10 protein-coding genes are annotated in these 19553 nt (G+C 46.7%); 8 read left to right on the forward strand and 2 right to left on the reverse strand.

Going from position 1 to position 19553, the window contains the following annotated elements; all coding sequences use genetic code 11:
• The first annotated feature begins 11 nt into the window (after positions 1-11).
• The 8 genes from KD145_RS16000 (at position 12) to KD145_RS16035 (ending at position 14283) form a co-directional block, all read left to right on the forward strand.
• Positions 12-551: an RNA polymerase sigma factor gene (locus tag KD145_RS16000; protein ID WP_211999875.1), complete on the forward strand. Its 540-nt coding sequence runs from the start codon at positions 12-14 to the stop codon at positions 549-551.
• Complete coding sequence (locus KD145_RS16005; RefSeq protein ID WP_211999876.1) at positions 548-1312, forward strand: anti-sigma factor; 765 nt, start codon at positions 548-550, stop codon at positions 1310-1312. Before KD145_RS16000 ends, KD145_RS16005 begins: the two co-directional genes overlap by 4 nt.
• 129 nt (positions 1313-1441) lie before the next feature.
• Positions 1442-6448, forward strand: a complete 5007-nt coding sequence (locus KD145_RS16010; RefSeq protein ID WP_211999877.1) for a WGR domain-containing protein — start codon at positions 1442-1444, stop codon at positions 6446-6448.
• Positions 6449-6565: 117 nt separating this feature from the next.
• Positions 6566-7183, forward strand: a complete 618-nt coding sequence (locus KD145_RS16015) for a sigma-70 family RNA polymerase sigma factor (RefSeq protein ID WP_211999878.1) — start codon at positions 6566-6568, stop codon at positions 7181-7183.
• Positions 7184-7228: 45 nt separating this feature from the next.
• Positions 7229-8194 carry a FecR family protein gene (locus KD145_RS16020; protein WP_211999879.1) on the forward strand — a complete coding sequence of 322 codons (966 nt, stop codon included), beginning with the start codon at positions 7229-7231 and terminating at the stop codon, positions 8192-8194.
• Positions 8195-8361: 167 nt separating this feature from the next.
• Complete coding sequence (locus tag KD145_RS16025) at positions 8362-11496, forward strand: TonB-dependent receptor domain-containing protein (protein WP_211999880.1); 3135 nt, start codon at positions 8362-8364, stop codon at positions 11494-11496.
• An 11-nt stretch (positions 11497-11507) separates the two neighbouring features.
• Positions 11508-12923, forward strand: coding sequence for a hypothetical protein (locus tag KD145_RS16030; protein ID WP_211999881.1), 1416 nt, complete (start codon positions 11508-11510; stop codon positions 12921-12923).
• Between the two features lie 13 nt (positions 12924-12936).
• Positions 12937-14283 (forward strand): alkaline phosphatase family protein, encoded by a 1347-nt coding sequence (locus KD145_RS16035; protein ID WP_211999882.1) that lies wholly within the window; start codon positions 12937-12939, stop codon positions 14281-14283.
• A gap of 152 nt (positions 14284-14435) precedes the next feature.
• On the opposite strand, the gene KD145_RS16040 is transcribed toward KD145_RS16035, so the two are convergent.
• Positions 14436-16010 carry a SusD/RagB family nutrient-binding outer membrane lipoprotein gene (locus tag KD145_RS16040; protein ID WP_211999883.1) on the reverse strand — a complete coding sequence of 525 codons (1575 nt, stop codon included), beginning with the start codon at positions 16008-16010 and terminating at the stop codon, positions 14436-14438.
• Between the two features lie 26 nt (positions 16011-16036).
• The gene (locus KD145_RS16045; RefSeq protein ID WP_211999884.1) at positions 16037-19342 is read right to left on the reverse strand and encodes a SusC/RagA family TonB-linked outer membrane protein; all 3306 of its coding nucleotides are present in this window, start codon (positions 19340-19342) and stop codon (positions 16037-16039) included.
• Positions 19343-19553: the final 211 nt, after the last annotated feature.

A 19553-nucleotide genomic window follows, 5' to 3' on the forward strand; every position in this document is an offset into this window, starting at 1 on the left:
TCCGATTATATTTGAAATCACTACGCATATATCAAAATACAACACTTGTTTCCCCGCAGCTGCAGGAGAAAGAAGTAGTATTCCGGCGCCTTTACGATGATTATTCAGGCGCTATATATGGAGTGATATTAAGCCTGATAGATGATACACATCTCGCAGAGGAAGTCTTACAGGATACTTTTTTGAAAATATGGAAGAACATGGATCAATATGATCCAAAAAAAGGAACCTGGTTTACCTGGATGCACCACATAGCCCGAAACACCGCCCTGGATGTGATGCGCAGTAAAGCCTTCCGCAACCGCAGCAAAAACGAGCCGCTGAGTGACCACCACATGCAGCTTCCCGCACCTGCTGCCCAGGAAGATACAGGTCTCCGTAAGCTGGCCGGCCAGTTAAAAGACGACCATAGTGTATTGATAGAACTAGCCTATTTCCAGGGATATACTCAGGAAGAAATCGGACGCAAACTGAACATCCCTTTAGGCACTGTTAAAACAAGGCTTCGCACAGCCCTGAAAAGATTAGCAAAAATGATCACGGACCCTTGAATATACAAGCATACATATCAAGCGGCGCGCTGGAAAGCTACGTTTTTGGGCTGGCGACTCCCGAAGTAAGATCGGAAGTAGAACAGCTCAGAATGCTGTATCCGGAGGTGAATGCTGCTATTATACAATTGCAGCATGACGTTGAAAATTTTATTATCCTGCATGCTGTTACTCCCCCTGCAGGATTAAAAGACAAGCTAATCGAAATAGCGAATCGAAACAAGAAAAGGGCTCATGATCTTTCTTTTCATATTACGATAAGCCCTGGTTCTTCTCCCCATCTTATCACGGTACACCGTTACTGGAGAATCGCGGCAGTCACCATTATCATTCTTTGTTTTGCCTTATTATCCAGTGCAATAATTTTTGGTCTCAAATACAAATCGCTTTCACAAAAAAATGAAATACACAACCGTGCACTCTATCATCAACTGGCAGCCAATCCGGATGTAAGAATGATCCCGTTAAAAGGCAGCAACAGCGATCAGACCTGCTCCATCACACTCTTCTGGAACAGACATACCGGCGTCTTATATGCCCTGGCCGATTACCTGCCCAACTCTCCGAATGAACTTCAATTCCAGGTATGGGCCGTTGTTGATAACAAACCCGTTAATGCAGGCCTGATGAAAGTAGATAACAGCTTCCAGAAACTAATCAATATCCCCCACGCAGACCTCTTCTGGATCACACTCGAAAAAACCGGAGGCAGTAGTGTGCCCCGCAAGTATAATATCATAGCAACAGCGGAAACTAAATAAAAGAAACAAACATTTACCCTATCTTAGTTGCGTTTTTAAAAACCCGGATTATACAGTTCAACTTCCCCACTTATCCCAAAAAGTTGTTGGTCAAGGAACTGCACCGCAACACAGGAAATAAAATACCTTATGAAAAAGAGATTTATCTATCAGGATGAAAAGTCAAACAAGTTTTGGGACATTGAAATAAAGGAAACGGAGCTGACCGTCACTTTTGGCAAAACAGGCACCCAGGGCCAAATCCAGACCAAAACATTTTCCTCGGCAGAAGAATGCAATAAAGCCGCTGAAAAACTAATCACCGAAAAAACCAGGAAAGGTTATACCGAGCTGGCTGAAACAACGCATCCCGAAAATGATGCCGTAGCTCCGGGAACCTTCCCCCCGCCGGCACAGCTGTATAACGATATCCTATCACTGGCCGCATACCTCGAAACACACTGGCCTGAAAAGGTGGAGATATCCCCCGCTTCCGAAGAGCATATCGGACAAATGGAATCCACAGCCGGTTTCAGCATGCCGACGACCTTCCGTGACTTCTGGCTCAAAAAAGGATTTTTCTATTTTGATAAAGATGATATCACCTGTGCCGTTTACGCTTATAACGCCGAAGGGCCCAATGCCAACACCCTCTACGCGATGCTGGACTTATTCCTGAATATCTATAATCGCGAAAGTGTATGGCTGGAACAGGAAAAAGACTTTTTATCCCAATGCTGCTGGTTACTTGGCTTAATTGTCAAAGACGAGGAAAGATGGTACACCGTTGTCGATCCGCTTGGCCAGGTATATAATATTCATACCCCTCAGTCCCTGAGTGATATTACCGATGAGGACTTTATACAGGCATTCGCACCGCTGTTGTCAGCCAAAGCGTCCCTGTCAGCATTTATCAAAACAGGAGAAAGCCAGGCACCGGCACATCCGGAAATACCACCTGCATACCTGCAACCCACCGCGTCATTAATGGATGTAACTACCTCCCTGCTTACTGCAGAAGGTATTTCCTCCCAAATGATCACCAACTATGAGCTGGAGAAGGTAGAAGAAGAAACAGGTTTCCCGCTACCACCAACACTGATGGCCTTCTGGCAGAAACATGGCAGCATCCTGTACAACAATCCTTCTCCTGTTCCACCCAGCTTCTACCAGAACATACAACTCTTCTTCCCCTCCAGGCCTTATATGGTCAACTATAAAATGATCCGCTTTGGATTGTTTGATTTTCTGGAGACGCTGCTCAAACCTAAAACAGTCAGACCTTTTGAAGATGAAAAAGAATATCTGAACAAATGTTTTCTGGTATATGGCATGATGAATGAATGCATAGAAGGTTTCAATTTTGTGGAATGTTTCTATTGCGCTGCAGATGGTTCCATGGGAAGTATCAGATTCTTAAATGCGCTGCCTTTTGATATACACCAGATCCTTGCGCCGGTAATGGCTCTCAAGGATAAACAGACGTATGCTATTCAGCATCTGGACGCTGTAAAAGCAGACCAGGAGAAAGCAGCGGAAATGGCAGAACAGCAAGAGGGCGCAGATGAAGAAAACGAAACAGCCACTTTCCTTCAAAAGTACCGACTGCAAAAGCTTTCCTACCAGGAGGTTTTGGAGCGGCTTGATGTGGATAGTTTGTTTGATTACTGGGAGGTGGAAAGTGAAGGTAATAACTATACCATAGAAGAGTATGAGAGTGAAGAAGAATATTTTGAAGATGACCGGCAGATTTATTTCTGTGATGGTGACCTGATCATCAATGGCGACCTGGACATTCCACACACCGCCTACGATCTCCTGGTAGTAAACGGGGATATGACCATCAACGGGAGAATACCCGACCGATATGGTGAGAGTACGCCTTATTATGTAACAGGCAATACTACCGCCGATTGTCTGATCCTGGGCTATTTCCAAAAAACGTGTGGAGAAGAGAACATCCGTTACATTGCCTGCGCATGGGCTCAGGACGACGAATCACTAAATGCTTTGCCCCATCGTAAAATTAATGCCCCGTACTTTTTTTCATGGTTCTATAACCTGGGATGTTTTGAATTTGCGCCACATACGCTGATTACCGCCCTGTATGAGGAAGAAACGTTATTAGCCTATGAAACGGATAATGCCTTCCTCCCCTGGCATGATTTTGCATGCGCCTTCCAGCCGGCTTTCTATTATAGCATCGAAGAGCGATACCACGACAATCTCAGTATTGATATCTCCGCTATGTATGAGGCGCTCCGCAACAATAAGCCCATACTGGCTGAAGGTGTCACACTGGAAGGTATTCAGCTGATACCACAGGGTCTCCGCCTGAAAAATGAAGAAGATTTTGCCGGTGCCTATACCTGTTTTAAAAAGGCCATAACGCTGTCCCCAGGCTATTACTGGCCGTATTACTATGCCGGTGAATGCCTTTTTAAACAACAGGCTTATGCCCAGGCAATGACCTACTTTTCTAAAGGTATCGCCTACACGCCGGGAAAAATGAAATACGAATACAACTGTATGGAACAAGCTGCGCTGTGTGCCGTTCGTATAGGCGAATATGAAAAAGCCATCGAATGGTCAGAAATGGCCATACAGAAGCAGGCATCGGCCTATTTCCCCATGCGGGTGATCGGAGAGGCACTGATCCTTCAAAACCGGCTGAACGAGGCAAAAAGTTATCTTGAAAAATCACTCAGCATCCACGATATCTTCAGCAACAACTGGCTGCTGGGGCTGGTCTATCACCTTCAGGGCGATCAGGAACAAGCCGCTGTCTACTACAATGCAGCTGCCGACAAAAACCATAAAGCAAAGCCCTACACACAACACACCGACCTCACCTACATATACGGCGAGCCGGTTACCGTAGACTGGGATACCAAACGTTCCAGCCCCAAAGTAAAAGATCAGGCTTATTGGGATCAGTTTATGGCAGATGCCCTTTCCCAATACGGTCCCGACCTGTACAAAAGAACAGGCCAGTTCCCCGATTACTGGCTCTCCGCCAAACTTGCGACCATCCCGGCGCAATACAGGACACAGGCCATGCTGCTGGCTTTACTGGGCCATCAGACCAACGGAGAATACGATGTAAATGGTGACATGCTTCAATCTTTTGATCCGGAAATGATCACGCCGGAAATAGTGTTACTGGCCTTGGACCGCGAGTCTAAATGTCATTATAAACATATTCCAGCCAATTTGCTGACCATGCCCGTTTTTGAGGCATCCATACAGCAAATTGATCTGTCTTATGTACCAGCTGAACTGATCACTTATGAATTGTGTTTCCGCGCGGTAAGTATTAATCAGTACAACTACAATCATGTCCCTGAAGCATTCAGGGATGAGCGTATGAACATTGCGCTCATTGCCGGCGGCGGCCTGCAGAACCATCCATGCAAGGAACTGCCTTCCAGGTATCATACCCGCGAATACATACAGCCCGCCATCGACCTCGGCATTCATGTTATAAAAAATATTCCAACCAGATTGGTGGATAAGGAAGTGTATGAATATGCTGCTGCCAAATACGGCCAGGCCCCTGAATGGCCATTTATCACAGAGCAATACGACCGGCAAAGATGGCGCTATGGCTCCCCCTCAGACGTTGAGTGGATGGGCCAACAAGTCCGGAAATACGGCATCGGCGCCTTCACTCATATCAATACTGCCCGGATAAATCAACATAGTTATCAATACTTCAAAAAACACCTCGGACACCTGCCGGAATTTGAGCAAAACGTAAAAACATACGGCTGGGACCAGCGTATCAAGATCACTGATTCAGACATCCAGGAATTCGATTACGACACCTTTGGAAAGGTATGGGCCTGCTTCTGGGACGAAGACTTTATCATTAAAGCTATTACCTCCAATACCAGGGATTCCTGCGAACGTATCTATACCGTACCTCAGCAATACCTGACACAAAAAATCTGTGATATCGCTGTACAACGGAATTCCTACGATTTTCAGTTTGTCCCCAAACAGTACGTCACCGCGCAGATGTGTGAAACCGCCTGCTCACAGGATTATGGCACTGCACTGGAATATGTACCCCTGGAGCTGCGGACCGAAAAAGTCTGTGACCTGGCTCTTTCCAGGAATGCAGACAATATTAAATTCGTGCCCATCCCGCTGCGCAGCGCGCAACGTTGCCTCCGGACAGTCCAGCGGGACAGCCGGCTGTACAAATATGTTCCTTATGAACATTATACCACCGTTTATGAAGCGCTCTGTAAAAAACAGCAGAACAGCGATTCTCAGGACTTCCTGCTCCTCCACTGGGGCCTCGGACTGATCATCGATAAAAAGTACAACGATGCCCGAAAAAAATTAATGGAAGTAGAAAAAGCAGAAGACCCCTACTCCTGCTACCTGCATCAGGCACTTTATTATATCGGCTGGAGTTATTTCCTGGAAGGCGATACAGCAGCCGCCAATGAGTACTGGCAAAAAGCACAGGACCTCGCTAAAACAGAGAAGATTGAAAAAGAGGACTGGCTGACTTTCCCCTACAGCGATTTTCAGCTGGTACCCGTTGCCGGAGGACTCCCCTTCAGCAAGGATGAATTTGACAGCCAGATGCGCGAAGTAACGCTGCTGATTGGAAATAAGGATTACACACAGGCCATTGAACTTTTAGCCCAAACGGAAAAATTGCTGCAGGACAGCCAGTGCACGGAAATATGGCTATGGGCATATGTCTGGGACCACCAACGTTATGCATTATACGAAGCCGGTATGCAGGATGCATCCCTGATATTATGCAGAAAGATCATTACAGAACTGGAAAAGGTCACGCTATGGGATTATCTGGAAGAATATAACCCTGTACGGGCTGCACTGCGCAATGCACACAACAGCCTGGCTTATCATTACTACGAAACAGCCACCAGCCTGGATACCGTCATGGAAGGTATTAAGCATATTAAAGTAACCATGAAAACGGCTGCCCCCATTGAGGAAAAGAGTGTGTTAAATCCGTTTTATGAAACACAGGTACTGCTGTGGCATAAAGCCATGCACTACGATCCGGCCCGCCAAAAGGAATTTCAAAAGGTGGTAGACAAAATCGGTAAACTCAAACTCTGGGAAAAAGGCTTTTTAAGTGATGAATTAAAAGAGAAGCTGGGTATATAGTACTAAAAGCAGGCAGTATTAAACTGCCTGCTTTCTTATTTACATCCCTTATTTAAGACACCTGCCCCGAAGACTTAATATTGAGTTCACATCTGCTCTCTATGTTTGTTCCCGGATATGGAAAAGCTAACGGACCATCGGTTGTTGTTATTGATTCAGAAGGGAAATCATGCTGCTTTCACCGCCTTTGTCAATCGTTACTGGGAAGAGATTTACACCTATACGAAATCCCGGATAAGGCAGGGTGTGGATGCCCAGGACATTGTACAGGATATCTTTATCAGCTGCTGGAATAACCGGGAGCGTCTTCACACCGGAGAAAATGGCCGTCTTACTGCCTATCTTTATCAGGCTGCCCGGTATGCTATTATCGATTATTTTTCGAGGCCAGGTATTACTGTCTACAACGATATCCTGCTGGAAGCGGTCGCTGACCGGCAGATGGAGAATAACTCCGAAGCACAGCTCTATCTGAAGGAACTGGAGCTTCATATCCGGCAGGAAGTGGACCAGCTGCCGGATCGTCTTAAAATGCCCTATCTGCTTAGCCGGGAAGGGAATCTGAGTCTGAAGGATATTGCCCTGAAAATGTCGCTCTCGGAACAGACCGTAAAAAACAATATCACAACAGCCCTTCGTATCCTCCGTGCACGCCTGCACGAAAATGAGCATTACCTGGGAACGCTGATGTTATTACTTGCACTACCCTCTTACAACAACTTAATAATTCCGTAACATAGATTAGCGGTACTTGTAGCTGTCCGGAGAGATTCTCTCTGTATGGAACATCAACACCAGCATAATAACGGCGTTAAAGCGCTGCTGAAACGTTACCTGCAGGGAACAGCCACTCCGGAAGAAGCGGAGAAAATAGCGTACTGGTACAGTACCCTGCAGAACCCGGAGCAGTCGGCTTTATCACCGGAAGAAAAGGCCATACTCAAACAATCCATACTACACAATATCATCAGGCAGACAGCACCTGCAAAACAGGGAGTTAGCCGGAAATGGTTCCGCTATGCAGCAGCTGTACTATTAACCGCATGCGTTGGCGGATGGCTGTATTCCCGCTATAGCCCTGCAGCAGCGCCCACTGTGGTATATTCCGGCATCGGAATTACCAGGCGGGTAGTCCTGCCAGACAGCAGCATCGTCATCATGAACGCCGGCAGTACCCTGCGGATTGCTGCCAGCTTTGGCAAAAGAGAAAGGAATATCGAACTCGAAGGAGAGGCTTTCTTTGATATAAAGCCCAATCCCACCTGTCCTTTCAGGGTACGTCATGGCCAACTGACCACCACCGTTCTCGGTACCTCCTTTAACATCCGTACCTACCCGGGAGAAGAAAATGCAAAAGTAGCAGTTGCCAGTGGTAAGGTACAGGTAGATATACATGGAAAAGAGGGACAGCATTTTCTGCTGGAAAGCCATGAAATGCTGCAGTACAGCTCCCTCCAGGGCAACGTAAGAAAAGGCAGGGAAGATACCAGCAGCATAGGACAATGGCAGCGGAAGATCCTCGACTTTAACGGCTATACGCTGACCGCAATGGTAGCCGAACTGCAACGGCAATACCCTGTCGGCATACAATTACATACCACCCCTGCGGATACAGCCCATTACAACATCAGCTTCCAGCAGGAAAATATACAGGATATCCTCGCCGTATTGACCGGTCTTACCGGCATCACCTATAAAAATGAAAATGGACAAATCATTATTTACAGTAAAACTTATGCACCGTAAACAGTAAACAGAAAAAAGAAACCGGAAGTGCTACCAACACCTCCGGTTAGATCCCGTGCCCCGTAAAGGCACAGTATTTTTTAACGACTAACATTAAAAACACCACAAAAATGAGAAATTTTTATGCCGGTTGTATCAGACCGGTCAAAACTCTTTTTTCCTTAAAAATGAGACTAACACTCTTTTTCGCAGTCCTTTCCACTTCTATCGCCTCCGCTACTCATATAGAAGGACAGTCGATGGAAAAAATCAGGGTGGACATCAATGCCAGGGAATTACCGATGAAAAAAGTTTTGCAGATGATAGAACAACAATCATCGCTTACCATCGGGTATGACCTCAGTACCATCCCTGCTGAAAGCAAGGTCAGCTACACCGCTTCCGGTAAAACAGTTGCCGTAGTCTTAAGGGAACTGTTAAGCTCTTTCCCGGTCAATGTAGTGCAGGTAAATGACAAATATCTGTTGCTTCAGTCCAGCGGTCAGCAGCAATCGGTAAAGATCAGCGGCCGGGTGACCGACAACAAAACCAAAGAAGTATTACCAGGTGTCAGCATCAGCATTAAGGGCAGTTCTTCCGGTACCTTAACGGATGTGGATGGCCGCTTCTCACTGGGATTTCCGGCGAATAAAGAAGAAGTTACACTGGCAGTGTATTTTCTGGGTTTTAAGAAGAAAGAAATCCAGCTGAGGAAAGAAAACTGCAGTGGTTTACAGATTGCACTGGAAGAAGACAGGCTGGGCCTCGACGAAGTGGTGGTAACAGGCCAGGGTATTGACATTGCACGCCGTCGTTTATCCTCCAACATCGTCAGCATCGGAGCCCGTGATATCGAAAATGTACCGGCAGGCCGGCTGGACCAGCTACTGCAATCCCGTCTCCCTAACGCACAAATCAAAATGACCGGCGGTCAGGCAGGTGCTACCTCACTAATACGCACCAGAGGTATCAACTCTGCCTTTATCAACTCTACGCCCATCATTTATGTAGACGGTGTGAGGATGGACAACCTCAACACTGTCTCTGCAATGGGTGGCGGAAGTGCGCAGGGTGCAGCTATCAGCGCCATTGCAGACATTCCCATGGATAATATTGAAAAGATCGAATACATCAACGGAGGTGCTGCCACCACGCTCTATGGCTCAGATGCTGCCAACGGTGTAATCCAGATCTTCACAAAAAAAGGCGGTGCAGGCACCACAGCCATCAACGCCGAAACACAGATGGGTGTAGAAACACCAACAGCCGACTTCCTGCACTTCAAGCGTACCAAAGAACTGCTGATGCAGCATGGTTTCTACCAGAAACATCATATCGGCATCAACGGAGGAACAGACAACTTTGGCTACAGCTTCTCCGGTAACTATCTCAATTCCCAAGGAACTGAAATATTTAACCAGAATCGTAACCGCAAAATCGACTTCAGTACCGGTTTCCGGGCTGGGCTGGGTGAAAAGGTAACTTATGAATCATCCTTCACCTATGTCAACAATAAATACAAACGTAACCGTAATGGTAACCAGGGCGGCTATACGGGATTATGGTTTACAGAAAGCGGCGCTTCTGCCATCACAGGTCCTAAATTCAACCCTGATATCGACAACCTCTCTGATGCTGATTTTGAGAAGATGAAAGCGTATGTGCGCGAAGCTGAACGTTTACAGGATAATGATATCACGGTAAACCGCTTTCAAACTTCTCAGTCATTTAAATACCGTCCACTGAAAAACCTGGTGTTTAAAGCTACCGGTGGTATCGATTACCGTGTGCAGAAAAACCAGGTGATCACTACCAACCAGTACCTTTCCTTTACCACCGGCAATCCGGTAAAAGACCAGGGCAGCATCGCCAACAATGATCGCAAATACCTGGGCCTCACCCTGGAACTGAATGGTCAGCATGAATTTAAAACAGGACAGTTTTCATTCGTTACTACTGCCGGTACACAATTCTTCCGGAATGAAGACCAGCAGATTGCCTATAACGGCAGCAATATCCGCGACGGCGCAAGAAATATTAAAGACGCCGCCTCCAAAACAAGTGATGAATTTTATCTGGAAGCAGTGAACTATGGCATTTATCTGCAGGAAAACATCGGATTTAAAAACAAACTGTTTCTGGACCTGGGTATCCGTGGTGATGGTAACCCTGTCTTCGGTAGCAATATTGGCATACAGTACTATCCTAAAATCGGTTTCTCCTATATCCCCAGTGCTGAGCCCTGGTTTGCTGGTATTGCAGAGATCATTTCTTCTGCCAAACTGCGCGGAGGATTTGGTATCGCCGGTAACCTGCCTACTCCCTTTGCTAACGAAAAGACGATTGCCTTCCAGGGTTACAACAACGATCAGGCGGCATTTTTCGGTCAGCCTGGCAACGACTACCTGAAGCCGGAAAAAACACATACGCTGGAAGCCGGTGTAGACCTGGGTTTTATAAAAGACCGCCTGCTGGTGTCTGCCGGTTATTTTAACGCCATGACCAAAGATGCGCTCTTTTTTGTACCTCCCACTCCTTCCTCCGGCCAATCCGTATTTCAGTTATACAATGTGGGTAAAATACTGAACCGCGGATGGGAACTCAGCATTACCGCCATTCCGGTAGATACAAAAGATCTCACCTTACGACTGAATGCTTCGCTGAATACCCTGTATAACAACGTGGAAAAAGCTGGCGGCGCACCTTTTAACCTCAATGGTTTCAGTGCCCGTACCATACAAACAATCGTACAGGAAGGCTCTCCTATCGGCTTCCTTCGCGGCAACTATGGCGTATTGGGTGCTGATGGCGTATTACAGTCCACCACCGCACAACAGAACCTGGGCACTACTATTCCCAACCTGTTTGGCAGTCTGGGTCTGAATCTGCGTTACAAACAATTCGACTTCTTCGTGAACGGTGACTATCAGAAAGGTGCCTATGCCAACTCCTTCGACCGTCAGTTCCGCTTCTATTACGGCGCCAACAATGAAGGTATTCCACAGGCTGAGATAGACAAAAACAAACGTAACAACTGGCTGAACTTCACCAATATGTTCACCGAAAAAACAGATTATATCAAGATCAGACTGATCGGATGCAGCTACAACTGGAAACCGGCCCTGTTCCACAAAGTGATCAAATCGGCTACCGTAAGCTTTTCCGCTATCAATCCGCTGAATTTCGCGACATCTTCCTTTGATCCTGAATCTACCATCAGTGGCAGTGCACAAGGCCAGGGTGGCGCTACTACAGGAGGCATCTCTTACGCCACCTATTCAGCACCCCGTCAATTTCTGGGCACTTTACGCTTAAACTTCTAAATAAAAAAATCATGAAAAGATATATAACCGCAGCCCTGTTATCAGGTATCCTGGCACTGGACAGCTGCTCCGTATTAAACCCGAATGTTACAGAACCTGTTTTTCTGAACAATCCCAATGCAGCCAGCAGCTGGGTAGTAGGCCTGCGCCGCCAGCTGGCGCTCACCATGAACCAGGTAGTCGTTTCTTCAGAACTGGTATCAGATAACTACTATAACAACCGTACGCTCAGCAGTAAGGTATTTGATATCCCACAGATCGATTATTACGACCTCGATGTAAATAACCTGCAGGTGCAGGTACAACGCCTGCGGGAGATGTCTGAATACGGACTAAACAAGGTGCTCCCGGCCGATCCAACCAGCACAGCCGCCGATTCCGCAGAAGTATACTTCAGCAGCGCCTTCGCCCATATCCTTAGCGGAGAGCTGTTTGTAGGGCTTCCGGGCAGCAGCAACGGGCCGGTAGTAGCTCCCGCCGAACATCTGCAGACAGCCATCAGCCAACTGGACAAAGCCATCTCCCTCAGTAAAAACGCCACCGAAACAGGCGCCTATACCCTGCTCAAAGCCAGGGCCTACTACGCACTGGGAGATGCGGCCAATGCAGCTAAATTCGCTACAGCGGCCATGAGTAATAACACACTGCTCCGCCAGGTAAAATATGATGGTGTGAACAACGTGTCCAATGATATGCAGACCTATCTCTTCTCCTCCACCAATAACGAGTTTGCTCCTTTGCCCCGCCTGGACTTCCTGGATCCCAAGTATTTCCATACCGGCCTCGCAGCAAACGATCAGAAACCCGTTACCATCGCCAAAGCAGAAGAAGCATGGCTGATACTGGCAGAAACACAGATAGCAGCCGGTAACCTCCCAGAAAGCCGCAATACGCTCAAACAGCTGCTCACCATCGTAGCCAACAGGCCCGTAGTGATGGTAGACGATAAAAAAGAAACCAGAAACGGCGGTAACCGCACCGACTACCCGCTGACAACCGTAAAGGTAAAATTCGATGAGGCCGATTCCCTGCGCAGCAATTATGTATTGAACCGCCAGGCGGGTAACGTCAAGGTATATACGGTTTCTGGTACCATGGTCACCGATAATGACCTGAATGCAGCCGCCACCGAAGATCAGCTGTTATACGTGCTGTACCGCCTGCGACAGGAGATCTTCATCGCAGAAGGCAGACGCATGACCGACCTGGGTATTAAATTCCCGGTGTCACAAACAGAACAGCTGAACAATCCCAACGTGAAACCTGAGCACCTGAAAGCGCAGATCCCTGCCTTCATTCCGCTCAACAGGGGCATGGACGACTTTACCTACGATAAAGCCAATGGCGTGGTAACCATGAAGTATGACATGAATGCCGTACTGGTGAAGAACAAACATGCAAAAGAAATTTTCCCTTTCATCAACTAAAACGGTCATCAGCATGAAAAAACTCATATTATTCGTAGGTACGTTACTGTTATCAACCACGTACACCATAGCCCAACAGGCGAAATACGTAGTACTGATCAGCATCGACGGCTTCCGGCCGGATTTTTACCTGGACCACTCCTGGCCCGCTCCCAACATGCAGCGCCTGAAAGGAAAAGGGGTACATGCCACCGGTGTGAAAGGTATTTTTCCTACGATTACTTACCCATCGCATACAACACTCATCACAGGTGTAACACCCGCTAAACATGGCATCTGGTATAATACACCTTTCGAACCTGAAGGAGCCAGCGGCCGCTGGTATTCAGAAACCAAATACATCAAGGCCGAAACCCTATGGGACGCAGTAGGAAAGGCTGGCCTGGTGTCTGCCGCGGTTTCCTGGCCGGTATCTGTAGGGGCGCCGGTAAACTATAACATTCCGGAGACCTTCTCACTGAGCAACCCCGGCGACCGCAGAGCCCCTACCAGTGAGCAGTCCACCCCTAAAGGACTGTTCGAAGAAGTACAACGCTACGCCACCGGCGAACTGCAATCCACCGACCTTAACCTCCGCTATCTCGGGATGAATGAAACGCTGAGCCGCATGGCAGCTTACCTGATACGTCGCTACAAGCCCAACCTGCTCACCGTACACCTGCCCTGCACCGATGAGGTACAACACCGCGAAGGCCGGGAAGGTAATGCTGTCGCTACTGCAGTCGCCTCTGCAGACCACGGCATCGGCACGATCCTCGAAGCCATCGAAAAAGCCGGCATCGGCGACAACACCGCCGTTATCATCACCGGTGACCACGGCTTCGTTGACATCCATACCTCCCTTGCCCCCAATGTATGGCTGGCACAGAAAGGCCTGGCAGGCAGCAAGGAAAATCCCGGCAGCTGGAAAGCCATGTTCCATAGCGGTGGAGGATCCACCTTCCTGAAGCTGAAAGATAAAAACGATCAGAAAACACTACAGCAGGTGAAAACCATACTGAACGAACTGCCGGAAGGCATCCGCAAACAGTTCCGTATCATCGAGCAACCGGCCCTGGCCCAAACCGGCGCCGATCCGGATGCCGTGCTCGCACTCACTGCCGTACAAGGTATTGCCTTCTCCGCCGGTAAAGACGGTGAAGCAGTCAAAAAAGCCAACGGTGGCGCACATGGCTATTTCCCTGATTTCAGGGAAATACAAACCGGTTTTGTAGCCTATGGTGCAGGCCTGGCTGAAAATGTAACAGTGCCTGTGATAGAACTCACAGACGTAGCGCCGTTGATAGCGAAGCTGCTGGGCATATCACTCAAACAAGCAGATGGGATGGTGTATCCCGGGATGCTGAAGAAAGGGAATTAAAATTAACCACCTGATAAACAAAAGGGAAGCTTTACCTAGCTTCCCTTTTGCGTTGATGACTGCCATCGTTTCGGATGCATATAAAAAACAACAAAGCCGCCCTGGGGCGGCTTTATTGCTGTCTTCATTTTCTCACAAATCAATGACAGGTTTTACCTTACCTGCCAAAAGATTTTATTATACGCTCCATCTTGTGCAGCAACAGCTTTAAAGTTGTCAGCATTCAATGTGCGTTCTTTATCAGGATAGAGTAATCTCAGCGGAGGCGTAGGCATGGTAGTAGTACCTACATCTTTCGGGAAATACAGTTTGGGATAGCCGCTTCTTCTCATCTCTGCCCATGATTGGGGAGATAACATCACACCATAATCTACCCATTTCTGTAATCCTATTTTATTCAGGTTATCATCTTTCCCTATCGTACCATAGGCAACCTGCGGACTGGTCAGCAAAGCGCTGATTTCTGCTGCAGTAGCGGCCTGGGCAGGAGTTCCCCAGGCGCTCATGCCATTGATATTGAAATAGTAGGTAATAGATTGTTTGATACCGTTTTCGTAGGCCGCTTTAGCATCACCACCACCCCATCTTTCATAGGCTTCCGCTTTAGAAAAACTAACTTCTGCAGCAGTTAATATAATACCCGGGAAGTTCACGTTGTTGATGAATGTTACAGAATCTATACGGGAAATAAAACCGGAGGAAATGGAGTCTGACTGACGACCACCATCCCAGGACAGTGGCACACCAAAGTAACCACCACTCTTGTTTTTCGCAAAGAATACTCTTAAGCGCGGATCACCGGAAGGTTTCATCAGTGAATCCAGCATATAACCAGGTGCCAGATTACCACCCAACCCGTCACGCATATCTGTAGACAACAGGTCAGGACCTTTTGCAGCTATCTGTACGTTCTCAGAGACAGTCTCTATCAGCGGATATTTTGTTGGATTGCTCAGCAATGTTTGCACAATACCTTGCGCTTTGGCCTCGTCCTGGTAGGAAATACGCATCGCCAGGCGTAACATCAGTGAGTTACAGTATTTACGCCATGCCACCAGATTACCTTTCAATACAAAGTCCTGCTTGGTCAATTTATTCTGATAAAACTGGTCTGCCTGCACAGTAGACAGGTAGTCGCTGATCCGTTTCAGATCAGTTAATGCCAGATCATATACATCTTTACCTTTATCATACTTCGCCAGTATCAGCTCTCCTCCGGTAGCATTCAGTTTACCGGCATCGGTAAAAGGAATATCTCCCCATAAATCCACCATCTGCGTAGCCTGGTCATAAACAAAAATACGCGCGGTTTCCATGAACAGTAAATAACCTTGTTTTTCCGCATCCGTTTTAAGGGCATTATACAGGCGTTCCATTTCGCGGAAACTCGCTATAGGACCGGAAAAATTTGAACCTGGTGCAGTATAGAAATCATTCCAGCGGTCCTGCGTATAGTTCACTGTTTGCTCATACATGCGGTTAGTATTTGCAAAACCCAATGACTGCGCATACCGGCTCGTTTGAGGAGCAATAAACGTATACAGGTTCCAGTAGTTAGGAATAATACGCCTGTTTTTGAATAAACCACTGTATAAACCGTCGATATTTGCTAAGGTTGTTTTCTCCGGATCATAATACCGATCATCAAACTGCGATTTTTTGCACCCTGAGAAAATGCCCGCTGACACCGCGGCCATCATTGCTATTATCAGAATATTCCTTTTCATTTTTCTCATTTTAAAAAACAGATCAATTAAAAGCTCAATCTAAGATTCACCCCCATGGTACGGGAAGCTGCTGTGGTACCGGATTCAATACCCTGGCTAACAAAGCTGCTACCAATACCCACCTCAGGATCCAGGTTAGGCAATGATTTGTACAGATAAAACAGGTTTCTGCCAAACACGCCTACAGTGAGGTTTTGTGCCTTTACTTTGCTTTTTAATTTCACTGGCATTGTGTAATTCAATGACAGTTCGCGGAATTTGATGAAGTTGTTATCAAATACAGCACCTTCATAAGTACTGGAAGAGCCGGAACCAGGCCATGAACCCCAGCTGTAGGTGTTCAGATAATAGCTGGCCGCATCAATGATTGTTCCGTTCTGCTTACCATCTGCTGTTAAACCATTCAGGACAACACCATCATGATAAACTTTTGCACCAGCCGGAGCTCCGCTCCCCGCAGCTACATTTTTACCGCTACCATCTACATAGTAGGCTACACCGCCATGTTCTGCATCACGACCGGCTAAAGTGCTCTTATACATACCGGCACCTGTACCATAGTAGTTGGAAGTAGAAATCATCTGACCGCCCCAGCGGAAATCCACCAGAAAGTCGAGGGTCCAGTTTTTATAACGCAGTGTATTGGCAAGGCCACCTGTTAAGTCTGCCTGGATGTTACCCAGTTTTACCTGATGATCAAAATCTATGATATAATAACCGTTAGCATCAATCATGTAGTTGCCCTGCGCATCCTGTTTACGTTTGTAGCCCATGATATCACCCGCAGCCTCACCCACTCTTGCAGTTACCAGCAGGGAACCATTATCCACATTGGAAAGTACCAGTTTATCCATACCAGGCATCAGGCTTTTCAGCTTGTTTCTGTTGTAGCCCAGTGTAGCGCGCATGTTCCAGTCAAAATTACGGGTGGTAACCGGCGTACCATTCAGTGCTACTTCCAAACCATAGTTGTTGAGATCTCCTACGTTTTTCCAGATAGAGTTGGCACCGGTGCTGGAAGGTATGGTCAGGTTAATGATCTGTCCTTTAATGGTACCGTTGTAATAGGACACATCAAAGCCCAGTCTGTTGTTCAGTAATTTGGTTTCCCAGCCTACTTCCACTTCATGTTTACGTTCCGGCTTCAGGTTATTATTACCATAAGCGCTTTGCGGAAGCAGTGCAGGTACCCCATTCATGGTATAGCCGCTATATACTACGTTGGAAGAATATATACCGGCAGCAGTAGCTACTTCACCGTAAGACAAACGCAGTTTGCTGTAGTCCACAAAGGAAGGGAGTTTCAGCGCTTTAGTCAGTTCCAGTGAAGCACTTACGCTGGGATAGAAATAGGCATTGTTGCCGGGAGCCAGTGTAGAAGCTCTTTCATAACGACCAGTACCCTCGAGGAACAGGAAGTTTTTATAATCAAAGCTTACAGTACCAAATAAACCATCCTGTTGATAATACTGACGGTAGGTAGAGCTGGCAGAGATCGGATTTTTTGAAGCATTCAGGCTAAACCAGTTTTCCTGCGTAAGGCCACCATTGGTACCAATACCCACAAAACGATTTTCTTCCCGGCGTGCCTGATAACCCGCGCTGGCACTGAATCCAATGTTTTTAGACAGTTGTTTGTTGTAAGACAGTAATACGTCGCCGTATACGATGTTATACACATTGTTGTTTGTAGCATATGCACCACTTTCACCAAATGACAGCGGAAATTCAGCTCTGTTCATGGTTTCTGCACTATACCCGGTGAAGTCATTACCTATTCTTCCACGCAACTTCAGATCTTTCGCAATTTCATAGCTCAGGGTAAGGCTGGACAACAGACGATTGGATCTTTCATCGTAGCTGTTTTCCAGTTGTTTCCAGAGAAAATCCATGTAATCATAAGCTCTGATACTGTATTTAATCGCCTCTGCAGGATCTTTGGAAGTATCATCAAACTTCACCCACTTGTATCCTTTGCTGGTTTTATATTTGTTCATGTACACATCCATATAGTCAGCAGAACTGAAGAAGCCACCATAGTTGGAGGTTACACGGTTAATCTGCTCAGGACGGTTATGTACTTTTTCATTCACATAAGTGAGTACGATGTCTGTAGTCAGCTTAGGAGTGATTTTATAAGTCGTATTAAAGTTGAACGTATTTTTTTGTTGTTTACCACCAATCTGCACCCCCTGATAATCGTTACGGGTATAGGAGAAACGGTAGGTCAGTTTGTCGCTGGCATTTGATATCGCAACGTTAGCAATAGAGCTGTAGCCATCGCGATAGAACTGTTTCCAGTTATTTTTATGGCTTACATACTTACGGAATTGTCCATCCCACCAGTAAACATCCTGTCCTTCCATTTTAGGGCCGAACTGGGCGTAGGCGCGGAAGATAGGCCGTATGGCATCCTTACCATTAATAGTACCCATATGAATCCAGCCATCATCATCAGCGCCAAAAGAAGATTTATTGGTAGCTCTGTCGTAGCCCGGACCATAGGTAGTTTGCAGATCAGGTGTTACACCCACTTGCTCAACACCATAGGAATAGTTAACATCTACGCCAAGACCTCTTCCTTTAGTACCGCTTTTGGTGGTGATCATCACTACACCGTTACTGCCGCTGGAACCGTACAACGCAGTAGCAGCAGCACCTTTGAGGATATTGATATCGGCAATATTATCAGGATTGATATCCAGCAGACTGTTACCACGGATACGGGTATCACTCCAGTAACCACCATTGTTCACAATATCATTACGGATAGGAACACCGTCTACTACAATCAGTGGCTGGTTATCACCATTGATGGAGTTCAGACCGCGGATCTTAATATTCACCGCGCTGGTACCGCCACCGGGAGCAGATTGAATTTTTACGCCGGCAGCCCTTCCATATAAAGCAGAAGCGAAGTTGGTAGGAGAAGACTTAACAATATCCTCACCGGATACTGTGGAAATAGCATAGCCTACTTTACGCCGGTCTTTTTTAATACCCATAGCGGTTACTACTACTTCACTCAGGCCCTTTGTATCATCATCCAGACGGGCATTCAGTACAGTGTGACTACCTGCGGGCAGTTCCTGTTTCAAATAACCAACAGAACTAATAATCACGGTGGCATTAGACGATACATTCAGTTTGTAGTTCCCGTCGGCATCAGAGGTAGTGCCATTGGTAGTACCCTTTTCCTGTATACTTGCACCAATAATCGGATTTCCTTTTGCATCCTGTATTTTACCGGTAATTGCCTTCTTTTCCTGCGCCAGAATTACCTGACAACAAAGCAGAAGAAGAGACACGCATAAGAACAGCGATCTTTTCATTTTTTACTTTTTTTGATGAATGCGAATAAAAGAGACGTAGAATTTTGATTATTAATAGCCTTTAGCCATTATTTGGTTGATACTATCTTTTTGGCATAGCAGTAGCTTATAATGCGCTATGGCATAGCACAAAATCCAATTGCAGTTGGCTGAATTTTCTAAAATGGAATACAGTTACTGTTGGCTGTTAAGTAAAATCTCTGGTTGAATG

The sequence above is a fragment of the Chitinophaga sp. HK235 genome (genome assembly GCF_018255755.1).
Taxonomy (GTDB): domain Bacteria; phylum Bacteroidota; class Bacteroidia; order Chitinophagales; family Chitinophagaceae; genus Chitinophaga.

What these genes read in the sequence shown, in the direction of transcription:
- KD145_RS16010 (WP_211999877.1), top strand. Translation starts at nt 1,442, where the DNA reads ATGAAAAAGAGATTTATCTATCAGGATGAAAAGTCAAACAAGTTTTGG.
- KD145_RS16015 (WP_211999878.1), top strand. Translation starts at nt 6,566, where the DNA reads ATGGAAAAGCTAACGGACCATCGGTTGTTGTTATTGATTCAGAAGGGA.
- KD145_RS16020 (WP_211999879.1), top strand. Translation starts at nt 7,229, where the DNA reads ATGGAACATCAACACCAGCATAATAACGGCGTTAAAGCGCTGCTGAAA.
- KD145_RS16025 (WP_211999880.1), top strand. Translation starts at nt 8,362, where the DNA reads ATGAGACTAACACTCTTTTTCGCAGTCCTTTCCACTTCTATCGCCTCC.
- KD145_RS16030 (WP_211999881.1), top strand. Translation starts at nt 11,508, where the DNA reads ATGAAAAGATATATAACCGCAGCCCTGTTATCAGGTATCCTGGCACTG.
- KD145_RS16035 (WP_211999882.1), top strand. Translation starts at nt 12,937, where the DNA reads ATGAAAAAACTCATATTATTCGTAGGTACGTTACTGTTATCAACCACG.
- KD145_RS16040 (WP_211999883.1), bottom strand. Translation starts at nt 16,010, where the DNA reads ATGAAAAGGAATATTCTGATAATAGCAATGATGGCCGCGGTGTCAGCG.
- KD145_RS16045 (WP_211999884.1), bottom strand. Translation starts at nt 19,342, where the DNA reads ATGAAAAGATCGCTGTTCTTATGCGTGTCTCTTCTTCTGCTTTGTTGT.